Source organism: Pseudonocardia spirodelae, from assembly GCF_037727765.1.
GTDB lineage: Bacteria > Actinomycetota > Actinomycetes > Mycobacteriales > Pseudonocardiaceae > Pseudonocardia > Pseudonocardia spirodelae.
Window position 1 is genome coordinate 437019 of the sequence record NZ_JBBJUP010000001.1, and the last position, 11557, is coordinate 448575.

At 74.7% G+C, this 11557-nt stretch carries 10 protein-coding genes; 8 read left to right on the forward strand and 2 right to left on the reverse strand.

Going from position 1 to position 11557, the window contains the following annotated elements; genetic code table 11:
- Nucleotides 1-85: 85 nt before the first annotated feature.
- Nucleotides 86-2374, forward strand: a complete 2289-nt coding sequence (locus WJX68_RS01980) for a RelA/SpoT family protein (protein ID WP_340285882.1) — start codon at nucleotides 86-88, stop codon at nucleotides 2372-2374.
- A 49-nt stretch (nucleotides 2375-2423) separates the two neighbouring features.
- Here WJX68_RS01980 and WJX68_RS01985 read toward each other — a convergent pair whose 3' ends face one another.
- Entirely contained in the window at nucleotides 2424-3263 is an 840-nt protein-coding gene (locus tag WJX68_RS01985) for a peptidylprolyl isomerase (protein WP_340285784.1), read from the reverse strand.
- A gap of 126 nt (nucleotides 3264-3389) precedes the next feature.
- Between WJX68_RS01985 and hisS the strand changes: the two genes are divergently transcribed.
- The gene (gene hisS, locus WJX68_RS01990) at nucleotides 3390-4691 is read left to right on the forward strand and encodes a histidine--tRNA ligase (protein WP_340285785.1); all 1302 of its coding nucleotides are present in this window, start codon (nucleotides 3390-3392) and stop codon (nucleotides 4689-4691) included.
- Nucleotides 4692-4695: 4 nt separating this feature from the next.
- On the forward strand, nucleotides 4696-5253 hold the full coding sequence (locus tag WJX68_RS01995) for a class I SAM-dependent methyltransferase (protein WP_340285788.1): 558 nt from the start codon (nucleotides 4696-4698) through the stop codon (nucleotides 5251-5253).
- 23 nt (nucleotides 5254-5276) lie between these two features.
- Here the strand turns inward: WJX68_RS01995 and WJX68_RS02000 are convergent, their stop codons facing one another.
- A complete protein-coding gene (locus WJX68_RS02000; protein WP_340285790.1) occupies nucleotides 5277-6704 on the reverse strand; it encodes an amidohydrolase family protein in 1428 nt (475 codons plus the stop codon).
- 178 nt (nucleotides 6705-6882) lie between these two features.
- Between WJX68_RS02000 and WJX68_RS02005 the strand changes: the two genes are divergently transcribed.
- The 5 genes from WJX68_RS02005 (at nucleotide 6883) to WJX68_RS02025 (ending at nucleotide 11547) form a co-directional block, all read left to right on the forward strand.
- Entirely contained in the window at nucleotides 6883-7692 is an 810-nt protein-coding gene (locus tag WJX68_RS02005) for an IclR family transcriptional regulator domain-containing protein (protein WP_340285792.1), read from the forward strand.
- A 72-nt stretch (nucleotides 7693-7764) separates the two neighbouring features.
- Nucleotides 7765-8916: a CaiB/BaiF CoA transferase family protein gene (locus WJX68_RS02010; RefSeq protein ID WP_340285795.1), complete on the forward strand. Its 1152-nt coding sequence runs from the start codon at nucleotides 7765-7767 to the stop codon at nucleotides 8914-8916.
- A complete protein-coding gene (locus WJX68_RS02015; protein WP_340285797.1) occupies nucleotides 8913-9707 on the forward strand; it encodes a citryl-CoA lyase in 795 nt (264 codons plus the stop codon). The genes WJX68_RS02010 and WJX68_RS02015 overlap by 4 nt, the downstream gene beginning before the upstream one ends.
- Complete coding sequence (locus WJX68_RS02020) at nucleotides 9704-10606, forward strand: dioxygenase family protein (protein WP_340285800.1); 903 nt, start codon at nucleotides 9704-9706, stop codon at nucleotides 10604-10606. The genes WJX68_RS02015 and WJX68_RS02020 overlap by 4 nt, the downstream gene beginning before the upstream one ends.
- Entirely contained in the window at nucleotides 10606-11547 is a 942-nt protein-coding gene (locus WJX68_RS02025; RefSeq protein WP_340285802.1) for a zinc-binding dehydrogenase, read from the forward strand. The genes WJX68_RS02020 and WJX68_RS02025 overlap by 1 nt, the downstream gene beginning before the upstream one ends.
- The last annotated feature ends 10 nt before the right edge of the window (nucleotides 11548-11557 follow it).

Consider the following 11557-nt stretch of genomic DNA (forward strand, 5'->3'; position numbering starts at 1 on the left):
GGGGCCCCTCCCCACCACCGGAGCACGAGCAGGAGGTGCGGTGACCGAGGTCGACCGGACGAGCACCCACCCGGCCACGCGGCCGCTGACGCCTGCCGACGACGAGCCGCCCCGCCCGTCCGCGACCCGCCGCGTCCGCGCGCGCATCGCGCGCCGGATGACACCGCAGCGGGTCGCGATCGTCACCCCGGTCCTGGAACCGCTGGCCGCGGTCCACCGGTCGCTGCACCCCAAGGCCGACCTGGTGCTGCTGCAGCGCGCCTACGACGTCGCCGAGGACAAGCACGACGGCCAGACCCGCAAGTCCGGGGACCCCTACATCACCCACCCGCTGGCGGTCGCCACGATCCTGGCCGAGCTGGGCATGGACACCACGACGCTGGTCGCCGCGCTGCTGCACGACACCGTCGAGGACACCGACTACTCCCTGGAGCGGCTGCGCGCCGACTTCGGCGACGAGGTCGCGCACCTGGTCGACGGCGTCACCAAGCTCGACAAGGTCGAGTTCGGCACGGCCGCGGAGGCCGAGACCATCCGCAAGATGGTCGTCGCGATGGCCCGCGACCCCCGGGTGCTGGTCATCAAGCTCTCCGACCGGCTGCACAACATGCGCACGATGCGCTTCCTGCGCCCGGAGAAGCAGGTCAAGAAGGCCAACGAGACCCTCGAGGTGTTCGCCCCGCTGGCGCACCGCCTCGGGATGGCGACGGTGAAGCTGGAGCTGGAGGACCTGTCCTTCGCGATCCTGCAGCCGAAGAAGTACCAGGAGATCGTGCGGCTGGTCGCGGACCGGGCGCCGTCGCGCGACACCTACCTGCGCCAGGTCATCGACGAGGTGTCCGCGCAGCTGGACTCGGCGCGGATCCCGGCCAAGGTCGAGGGACGGCCCAAGCACTACTACTCGATCTACCGCAAGATGATCGTCAAGGGCCGCGACTTCGACGACATCCACGACCTCGTCGGCGTCCGCGTGCTCGTCGACGAGGTGCGCGACTGCTACGCCGCGATCGGCATGGTGCACGCGCTGTGGCAGCCGATGCCCGGCCGGTTCAAGGACTACATCGCCCAGCCCCGCTTCGGGGTCTACCAGTCGCTGCACACCACCGTCATCGGGCCGGACGGCAAGCCGCTGGAGGTGCAGATCCGCACCCACGCGATGCACCGCACCGCCGAGTACGGCATCGCCGCGCACTGGCGGTACAAGGAGGTCAAGGGCGGCGGCAACAAGGAGGTCGAGGTCGAGGAGATGGCGTGGATGCGCCAGCTGCTCGACTGGCAGCGCGAGGCCGCCGACCCGGGCGAGTTCCTCGACTCGCTGCGCTTCGACCTCGCCGCGCGGGAGATCTTCGTCTTCACCCCCAAGGGCGACGTCGTCACCCTGCCCACCGGGTCCACCCCGATCGACCTCGCCTACGCGGTGCACACCGAGGTCGGGCACCGCTGCATCGGCTCGCGGGTCAACGGCAAGCTCGTCGCGCTGGAGCGGCAGCTGTCCTCCGGCGACGTCGTGGAGATCTTCACCTCCAAGGCCGAGGACGCCGGGCCGAGCCGCGACTGGCTGCAGATCGCGAAGTCCCCGCGGGCCAAGGCCAAGATCAAGCAGTGGTTCGCCAAGGAGCGGCGCGAGGAGGCCGTCGAGGAGGGCAAGGAGGCCATCACCCGCGAGGCGCGGCGCACCGGGATGCCGCTGCAGCGCCTCATCTCCGGCGACGCGATGTCGGCGATCGCGCGGGAGATGCACTTCTCCGACGTCTCCGCGCTCTACGCCGCGGTCGGCGAGCACCAGGCCAGCGCCCAGCACGTCGTGCAGCGCCTCGTGGCGTGGTTCGGCGGCGAGGAGGAGGCCGAGGAGGAGCTCGCCGAGCGCGCGACGCCCTCGACGGTCCGCCACCGCCGCCCGTCGGGCAACGCCGGTGTCGTCGTCACCGGCGCGGACGGCGAGGCCATGGCCGACCTCTACGTGAAGCTCGCCCGGTGCTGCACCCCGGTCCCCGGCGACGAGATCCTCGGGTTCGTCACCCGCGGCGGCGGGATCAGCGTGCACCGCACCGACTGCACCAACGCCGGTGACCTCACCGCCCGCGACGAGCGCCTGGTCGACGTCATGTGGTCGGTGTCGCCGGAGTCGGTGTTCCTCGTCGCGATCCAGGTGGAGGCGCTGGATCGGCACCGCCTGCTCTCCGACGTCACGAAGGTGCTCGCCGACGAGAAGGTCAACATCCTGTCCGCGACGACGACGACGTCGCGCGACCGGGTCGCGATCTCCCGGTTCTCCTTCGAGATGGGCGACCCCAAGCACCTCGGGCACCTGCTGCAGGCCGTGCGCAACATCGAGGGCGTCTACGACGTCTACCGGGTCACCTCGGCCGCCTGACCGGCCGCGGGGCGGTGCCGGGGGGTCCCGGCACCGCCTCGCGTGCGGGTCAGCCCGCGGTGGCGGTGCGGATCTCCACCGGGGTGGCCGGGGTGCCGTCGCCACCGCCGCCGGCGACGCCCGCCTTCGCGACCGCGTCGACCGTCGCGAGGCCCTGCGTCCCGATCGAGCCGAACACGGTGTAGCTCGGCGGGAGCTGCGCGTCGCCGTAGATCATGAAGAACTGGCTGCCGTTGGTGTTCGGCCCGGCGTTGGCCATCGCGAGCAGGCCGCGGCCGTAGGTCAGGCCGTCGAACACCTCGTCGGCGAAGGAGTAGCCGGGCCCGCCGGTGCCCTGCCCGGTCGGGTCGCCGCACTGCAGCACCTGCAGGCCCGGGTCGGTGGTGAGGCGGTGGCAGCTGGTGCCGTTGAAGTACCCGGCCTGCACGAGGTGCACGAAGCTGTTCACGGTGCACGGGGCGAGCGCCCGGTCCAGCGTGAGGTCGATCGGGCCGGCGCCGGTGTCGAGCGTCGCGGCGACCTGTCCCTGCGCGGACACCGGCCCGTCCGCGGGCGGGGACACGGGCTTGGACGGCGCGCCGTCCGGCGGGTAGGTGCAGTTCACCGAGGCGGGCAGCGCGGTGGGCCGCTGCGGCAGCGGCACCGTCGGCCGCCCCGCGGTGTCCGGGCCGGTCGCCGCGGGGGCGGCGCTCGGCGCGGTGTCGCCGGACCCGTCCCACGCGGTGGTGACCAGGTAGATGCCGACCGCGGCCAGCGCGACGACCACGACCGTCGTCACGGCCGCGACGACCGTGTTGCGCTTGCGCTTCTGGTCCCGCTCGGCCCGGTGGACCTGCTGTGCCGCCAGCTTGCGCTTGGCCGCCTCCCGGCGCTGCTCGTTCGTCGCCACGTCGCCCTACTCCCTGACTTGATCACTCGTACGCGCGGCGAGGGTATCGGGGCGCCCTGCGACGAAAGCTGAGAGACGCCGGTTCTAGGCTGGTGGCCGGTTGGACTACAGGGAGGAACCGCCGCAGTGACCGCGACCGAGCCGCAGGCGACCCGGGCACGCAGACCGGAGCCGTTCGCCGCGCCGAAGGGCGTCCCGGAGTACTACCCGGCGGAGTCGGCCGGGTTCGTCCACGTCCGGGACACCCTCGCCGGCGCCGCGGCCCGCGCCGGGTACGGCCACATCGAGCTCCCGGTGTTCGAGGACACCGGGCTCTACGCCCGCGGGGTGGGGGAGTCCACCGACGTCGTCTCCAAGGAGATGTACACCTTCGCCGACCGCGGCGACCGGTCGGTGACCCTGCGTCCCGAGGGCACCGCGGGCGTCGTCCGCGCGGTGATCGAGCACAACCTCGACAAGCAGGGGCTGCCGGTCAAGCTGCGCTACGCGGGCCCCTTCTTCCGCTACGAGCGCCCGCAGGCCGGGCGCTACCGCCAGCTGCAGCAGGTCGGGGTCGAGGCGATCGGCGTCGACGACCCCGCGCTGGACGCCGAGGTCATCGCGATCGCGGACGAGGGCTTCCGGGCGCTCGGGCTCACCGGCTACCGGCTGGAGATCACCTCCCTCGGCGACGCCGACTGCCGGCCCGCCTACCGCGAGCGGCTGCAGGCGTTCCTGGCCGGGCTCGACCTCGACGAGGCGACCCGGGCCCGCGCGGCGATCAACCCGCTGCGCGTGCTCGACGACAAGCGCCCCGAGGTCCGCGCCGCGATGGCCGACGCGCCGCTGCTCATGGACCACCTGTCCGACGCCTCCGCCGAGCACCACGCCCGCGTGCTGGGCCACCTCGACGACCTGGGCGTCGCCTGGACGGCGAACCCGCGGATGGTGCGCGGCCTGGACTACTACACCAAGACGACGTTCGAGTTCGTCCACGACGGGCTCGGCGCCCAGTCCGGGATCGGCGGCGGCGGCCGCTACGACGGCCTGATGGCCACCCTGGGCGGCCCGGAGCTGTCCGGCGTCGGGTTCGGCATCGGGGTCGACCGCACGCTGCTCGCGTGCCGGGCCGAGGGCGTGCAGCCGTGGAGCGACGCCCGCGTCGAGGTCTTCGGCGTGGCGCTCGGCGACACGGCGCAGCGCCGCCTGGTGACCGTCGCCGCGGCGCTGCGGGCCCGCGGGGTGCGCGTCGACCTGTCCTACGGCGGGCGTGGCCTCAAGGGCGCGATGAAGTCCGCCGACCGGTCCGGCGCGCGGTTCGCGCTGGTCCTGGGGGAGCGGGACCTCGGCAACGGCACCGTCGGGCTCAAGGACCTCGCCTCCGGCGAGCAGCAGGACGTCCCGCTCGACGCGGTCACCGACGCCGTCGTGACCGCGCTGGCCGGCTGATCCGGTGGCCGTCGCCGACCGCGAGCGCTGGGACGACCGGCACCGCGCGGCGGGGGCGGGGGTCCCGGCCCCGCCGGACGCGCTGCGCGGGCACGAGCAGCTGCTGCCGCCGTCCGGGAAGGCGCTCGACGTCGCCTGCGGGCGCGGGACGGTCGCCGCCTGGCTGGCCGGGCGCGGTCTGGACGTCGTCGCCGTCGACGTGTCCCCGGCCGGGCTGGCCGCGGGCGCCGCGCTGGTCGCGTCGTCGCAGCCGCCCGGGCGGGTCCGCTGGGTGGAGGCCGACCTCGACCGCGGCTTCGCCGACGGCTTCCCCGACGAGACCGGCCCGTACGACGTCGTGGTCTGCCAGCGCTTCCGCGACCCGGCGCTCTACCCGGCGCTGGCCGACGCCGTCGCCCCGGGCGGGCTGCTGGCCGTCACCGTCTTGTCCGAGGTCGGCGACGCCGGCGGCCCGTTCCGTGCCCCGCCGGGCGAGCTGACCACCGCGTTCGCCGGGGAGCTCGAGGTGATCGCCCACCACGAGGGCGCCGGCGAGGCGCACCTGCTGGCCCGACGCCGCTGACCCGCGCCCTCCCGCGCGCCGGCTCAGCCGCCGTGCGTGGCCGCGCTTCGGTAGTCGGTGTAGGTGTAGGGGTTGTCCAGCACCGTCGTCTCGGGGATCTCCGGGTTCATCCCCGCGGTCCACGCGTCCTCGCCCATCGTGGAGCGCAGGTGCGACACGGTGGCCTCCACCGCGGCCCGGGCCGCCGGGAGGTCGACGCCGACGAGCCGGTGGTCGCGCTTCACGACCCGGCCGTCGACCAGCACGGTGTGCACGTCGGCGCGCTGGGCCTGGAACGCCACGTGGCCGTGCGGGTTCAGCAGCGGGAACGACACCGGCGAGTGGTCGTTGCGCAGCAGCACCAGGTCCGCCTTCTTCCCGACCTCCACCGAGCCGAGGTCGGCCTCGCGCCCGATCGCCCGCGCCCCGCCCCGGGTCGCCCACTCCACGACCTGCTCGGCGCGCAGCGCGGAGTGGGTCACGGTGTCCCCGCGCCCGTGCGCCTCCAGGTGCTCGCGGGAGCGGTCCGCCCCCAGGGTGGCGCGCATGGCGGAGAACAGGTCCGCGCTCCACCACATCGAGGTGTCCATCGACAGGGAGACGTCGATGCCGTGCTCGCGCAGCGCCCAGGTGGGCGGGTAGCCCTGCCCGGCGCTCTGCTCGCTCTCGGTGGACACCGACACCGAGCCGCCGGTCGCGGCGATCCGCTGGTAGGAGTCGGTGGACAGGGTCGCGGCGTGGACGTAGACGGTCTCGGGGGTCATGAAGCCGTGCTCGTGCATGAGCCGGATGCCGTCGTCGTTGGTGGCGCCCCACACCCCGGCGTGCGTGGTGACCGGCACCCCGAGCTCGCGGGCGACCTCGAACGCCGGCCGCTCGGGGAACGCGGGGTCGCCGGTCACGTCGAAGGCGAGCTGGAAGCCGAGCATGTCGTCGCCGGGGGTGATCCGGCGTGACACGAACTCGCGGAAGCCGGGGTCGGCGGTCCAGCCCGCCGGGGCGTCCTGGATGTTGCCGTAGGCCAGCACGAACCGGCCCGCCGTGGCCCGCAGCGCGTCGACGGCGGCGTCGGCGTGCTGCGGGGTCTGCAGCCCGTGCGACCAGTCGACGGTGGTGGTGACCCCGGCCTCGAGGGCCTCCAGGGCGGCGAGCAGGTTGCCGGCGTACACGTCCTGGGGGCGGAAGATCTTCCCCCACTCCAGGTAGTTCCACACGAAGTACTGGGTCAGCGTCCAGTCGGCGCCGTAGCCGCGCAGCGAGGTCTGCCACATGTGCCGGTGGGTGTCGATCATCCCCGGCATGACGATCCCGCCGGTCGCGTCGATCTCCTCGGTGCCCTCCGGGACGTCGAGGCCGGCCCCGACGGCGGCGATCCGGTCCCCGACGACCAGCACGTCGTGGCCGGGCAGCACGCTCCGCCGGGCGTCCACGGTCAGGACGGTCGCGTTGCGGAAGACGGTCGACCCGCTCATCGGCGCTCTCCTTCGATTGCCGGACATGCGTCCGCTCTGCGGTCGGACGGGGGAAGGCGGTCACTGTCGCGCACCCTCCTTGCGGTGTCAACGGCCGTACGGCCCCCTCGCCGGCCCGTCGTCGACCGGCCACGATCGGAGCGTCCGCACCGCGGACGCCAGGCGCTACCGTGGGCCCATGCCACGCGACGGGACCGGCCCGGACTTCATCACCGCACTCGCCCGCGGGCTGGAGGTGATCACCGCGTTCCGGCCCGGGTACCCGGAGGAGACCCTCGCCGACCTGGCCGCGGCCACCGGCCTGGCCCGGCCCACGGTGCGCCGGGTGCTGCTGACGCTGACCGAGCTCGGCTACGTCCGGTCGTGCGCGCGCGGCTGGGCGCTGACCCCGCGGGTGCTCGACCTCGGGGTGACCTACGTCCGCTCCACCGGACTGTGGGACGTGGCGCGCCCGCACCTGGAGCGCCTGGTCGGGCGGACCCGCGAGTCGTGCTCGATCGCCCAGCTCGACGGCAGCGACATCGTCTACGTGGCCCGGGTCGCCGTGCCGAAGATCGTCGCGCTGTCGGTGCAGATCGGCACCCGGTTCCCCGCGGCGTCGACGTCGCTGGGCAAGGTCCAGCTGGCCGCGCTCGACCCGGCGGAGTGCGAGCGGGTGCTGGCCGAGCCGACGCGCTCCGGTCTGACCCCGCGGTGCTCGCCGTCGCGGGCCGAGCGCGAGGCGGAGCTGCGCGAGGTGCGGGCCCGGGGCTGGGCGCTGACCGACGAGCAGCTCGCGGCCGGGATCCGTTCGGTCGCCGCCCCGCTGCGCGACGGCGAGGGCCGGGTGATCGCCGGGGTCAACGTCAACTGCCACGCCGCGGAGACCTCGCTCGAGACGTTGCTCGAGCACCACCTGCCGCTGCTGCTGCAGACCGCGGGCGACATCAGCGCCGACTTCGCCCGCCTCGCCGCCGTGCCGCACGTGACGGTGCCGGCGTCGGCTTGACCGCCACTCCGCCGGCGGGCCACGATCGTCAGGCGGACAGTCGTCCGTATCGCGATTCGATCTGGAGGATCGATGACGGATCCCGGAACGGGCGGGCCCCTGGCGGGCGTCCTCGTGGCCGACTTCTCCCGCGTCCTGGCCGGTCCGTACGCGACGATGCTGCTGGCCGACATGGGCGCCGACGTCGTGAAGGTCGAGGGCCCCGCCGGGGACGACACCCGGACCTGGAGCCCGCCCGAGCGCGACGGCGAGGCCACCTACTACCTCGGCATCAACCGCGGGAAGCGCTCCATCGCGCTCGACCTGCGCGACGAGGGCGACCGCGCGGCCGCCGCGGAGCTGGCGCGGCGCGCCGACGTCGTGGTCGAGAACCTGCGTCCCGGGGGGATGGCCCGCTTCGGGCTGGACTTCGACACCGTCGCCGCGACCAACCCGGGCGTCGTCTACGCCTCGATCTCCGGGTTCGGCTCCGGCGCCGGCGCGCACGTGCCCGGCTACGACCTCATGGTGCAGGCCGTGTCGGGGCTGATGAGCCTGACCGGCGACCCGGACGGGCCGCCGTACCGGGCGGGGATCTCGGTGTTCGACGTGATGGCGGGCAACCACGCCGCGATCGGCGTGCTCGCCGCCCTGCGCCACCGCGACCGGACGGGGCAGGGCCAGCACGTCGAGGTCAACCTGCTGTCCTCCGCGCTGACCGGGCTGGTCAACCACAGCGCGGCCTGGGTCGCGGCGGGCACCGTGCCCTACCGGATGGGCAACGCGCACCCCTCGGTGTTCCCCTACGAGCCGATGCCCACCGCCGACGACGACCTGATCGTCGCCGCCGGCAACGACGGCCAGTTCCGCAAGCTGTGCGCGGTGCTCGGCGTCCCCGAGCTCGCCGACGACGAGCGCTTCGCCCGCAACGCCGACCGCACGGTGCACCGCGCGGAGCTGCGCCCGCTGCTCGTCGAGCGGCTCGCGGGCCGCGGTGCGGTCGAGTGGTTCGAGCTGCTCACCGAGGCGGGCGTGCCGTCCGGGCCGATCCAGACCATCGACGGCGGGTTCGCCATGGCCGAGCGGTTCGGGCTCGACCCGGTCGTCACCGTCGGCGAGGGCGGGCGCGCCGTGCCCACCACCCGGCACCCGGTGCGGTTCTCCGCCACCCCCGCCGTCTACCGGCTCCCCCCGCCGCAGCTCGACGAGCACGGCGCCGACCTGCGGAAGTGGCTCGACTCATGACCTATCCGACCGCGCTGGGCGCGTCCAGCCGCGACACCATCACCCTGCTCGGCCACGACCTCGCGCGCGACGTGATGGGCGAGGTCGGGTTCGGCGAGCTCGCGTTCTGGCTCGCCACCCAGCGCCGTCCCACCCCGGGGCAGACCCGGGTGTTCGAGGCGGTGCTCGCCGCGCTCGCCGACCACGGCTTCACCCCCACCGCGATCGTCACCCGGCTCACCCACCTGTCCGCGCCGGACTCGGTGCAGGGCGCGCTGGCCGCCGGGCTGCTCGGCGGCGGGTCGCGCTTCCTGGGCGTCACCGAGGACTGCGGCCGGTTCCTGCACGAGCACCTGCCCGCCGAGCACCCCGCAGACGACGCCGGCTGGGACGCCGTCGCCCTCGACGTCGTGACCGCGCAGCGCGCCGCGCGGCGCTTCGTCCCCGGGCTCGGCCACCACGTGCACAAGGACGGCGACCCGCGTACCCCGAGACTGTTCGCGATCGCGGCGGACGAGGGGCAGCTCGGGCCGCACCTGCAGCTGTTCGCCGCGATCGGCCGCGTCCACCCGCAGGTGCTGGGCCGGACGCTGCCGCTCAACGGCGCCGGGGTCTGCGGCGCCGCGCTGGCCGACCTGGGCCTGCCGTTGGAGCTGCTGCGCGGCTTCGCGCTGCTCGCCCGCACCGCCGGGCTGATCGGGCAGCTCGCGGAGGAGCTGCGCAACCCCGTCGCGAACGAGATCTTCCTGTCGGTGGACCTGCACAACCGGTCCGTCGAGCCGACGCCCTACTCACCGGAGGAGCAGCAGTGACAGGAACGACGACAGGAACGACGACAGGAACGACGCAACCGGTCACGGTCACCGAGGACACGATCACCGACGCCGCCGTCGCGCGGTGGGCCACCGCGCACGACCCGCGCACCGCGGAGCTGCTGACCGCGCTGGTGCGCCACCTGCACGACTTCGCGCGCGAGACCCGCCTCACCGAGGACGAGTGGATGGCCGCGGTGCGCTGGCTGACCGCCACCGGGCAGATCTCCGACGACAAGCGCGAGGAGTTCATCCTCGCCTCCGACGTGCTGGGCCTGTCGATGCTCGTCGTGCAGCAGAACCACCGTCTCGACCCGGCCGCGACGCCGGCGACGGTGCTCGGCCCGTTCCACATCGACGGCTCGCCGGAGCTGGGGTCCGGCGCCGACATGTCCGACGGCCTGCCCGGCGAGCCGCTCTGGGTGCACGGCACGGTGACCGCCCTGGACGGCTCCCCGGTGCCCGGCGCCGTCCTCGACGTGTGGCAGTCCGACGCGGACGGCACCTACGAGGCCCAGCTCGACGTCGACGAGGCCCGGCTGCGCGCGAAGTACACCACCGACGACCAGGGCCGCTACTGCCTGCGCACCATCGCCCCGCTCGGCTACGCCATCCCGACGGACGGCCCGGTCGGCGAGCTGATCGGGCGCACCGACATCAGCCACATGCGGCCGGCGCACATCCACTTCCTGCTGGCGGTGCCCGGGTTCGAGCCGCTGATCACCCACCTGTTCCGGGAGGGCACCGAGTACCTCGACTCCGACGTCGTGTTCGGCGTCAAGCGCGAGCTGGTCGTCGGCTTCACCCGCCACGAGCCCGGACCCACCCCGGACGGCGGCCACTGCGGGACGCCGTGGCTGGAGGCCCGCTACGACTTCGTGCTGCAGCCGGCCGGGTAGTGCGCGCCCTGCGGGTGCACACCGCCGGCGCGGCGCCGTCGGTCGTGGAGGTCCCCGAGCCCGACGCCGGCGACCGGGTGCGGGTCACGGTGCTCGCCGCCCCGATCACCCCGCTGGACCTGCTGTGCGCGGGCGGACGGTCCTACTTCGGGGTGCCCGCGACGCCGTACGTGCCCGGTGTCGCGGGCGTGGGCCTGGCCGGTGGGCGCCCGGTGTGGTTCCCGACCCCGGCCGGGACCGCGCCCGGCGACGGCAGCATGGCCGCCGTCGCGGCGGTGCCCGCCGAGGACCTGGTCGCGCTGCCCGCGGGCGCCGACCCGGTCGCCGTCGCGGCGGCCGGACTGTCCGCGGTCGCCGCCGCCGGGGCGCTGGACACCGGCGGGCTCGCCGCGGGGGAGACGGTGGTCGTGCTCGGCGCCGGCGGGGTCGTGGGCCAGGCCGCGGTACAGCTCGCCCGCCTGCGCGGCGCCGGCCGGGTGGTCGCCGCGGCCCGCTCCGCCGGGGCACGGGCACGTGCCCGTGCGGCGGGCGCCGACGCCGTCGTCGCGATCACCGCTGACCCGGCGGCGCTGACCGCGGCGCTGCTCGACGCGGGCGGACCGGCCGACCTCGTCGTCGACCCGCTCTACGGTGAGCCCGCCGCCGCGGCCGCCCGCGCGCTGCGCGACGGCGGCCGGCTGGTCAACCTGGGCTCCTCGGCGGGGGAGCGGACGTCGCTGGACTCCGGCACGCTGCGCAGCCGTTCGCTGCGGGTCCTCGGCTACACCAACGCGGCCCTGACCCGCGACGAGCGGGCCGCGCACCTGGTCGCGGTCGCCCGCGCGGTCGTCGACGGGGCCCTGCGGGTCGACCACGAGAGCGTCGCGCTGGCCGACGGCGCCGCGGCCTGGGCGCGCCAGGCCGCCGGACGGGCGCGGGGCCGGATCGTGCTCGTCCCCTGACCGGGCCGGG

What these genes read in the sequence shown, in the direction of transcription:
- WJX68_RS02000 (WP_340285790.1), bottom strand. Translation starts at nt 6,704, where the DNA reads ATGAGCGGGTCGACCGTCTTCCGCAACGCGACCGTCCTGACCGTGGAC.
- WJX68_RS02005 (WP_340285792.1), top strand. Translation starts at nt 6,883, where the DNA reads ATGCCACGCGACGGGACCGGCCCGGACTTCATCACCGCACTCGCCCGC.
- WJX68_RS02010 (WP_340285795.1), top strand. Translation starts at nt 7,765, where the DNA reads ATGACGGATCCCGGAACGGGCGGGCCCCTGGCGGGCGTCCTCGTGGCC.
- WJX68_RS02015 (WP_340285797.1), top strand. Translation starts at nt 8,913, where the DNA reads ATGACCTATCCGACCGCGCTGGGCGCGTCCAGCCGCGACACCATCACC.